General features: G+C 67.3%; 1 protein-coding gene. It reads left to right on the forward strand.

Annotation, left to right across the window (positions count from 1 at the left end; translation table 11 throughout):
- A partial coding sequence (locus tag FMEAI12_RS30830; protein ID WP_235014848.1) for an IS3 family transposase occupies positions 1-211 on the forward strand: 211 nt, incomplete at both ends.

The following is a 211-nucleotide window of genomic DNA, read 5'->3' on the forward strand; positions in this document are numbered from 1 at the left end:
CAGGAGATCGCCGCGCTGATCGAGCGGCTTGCGACCGAGAACACGACGTGGGGCTACCAGCGGATCCAGGGCGAGCTCCTCAAGCTCGGCCACCGGGTGAGCGCATCCACGATCCGCCGGGTCCTGAAGACCCTCAGGTTGCCACCGGCTCCGAAACGGCAGACCGACACGACATGGCGACAGTTCCTGCGCACGCAGGCAGCGACCATGC

The organism is Parafrankia sp. Ea1.12, from assembly GCF_900465275.1.
In the GTDB taxonomy this organism is placed as follows: Bacteria; Actinomycetota; Actinomycetes; order Frankiales; family Frankiaceae; genus Parafrankia; species Parafrankia soli.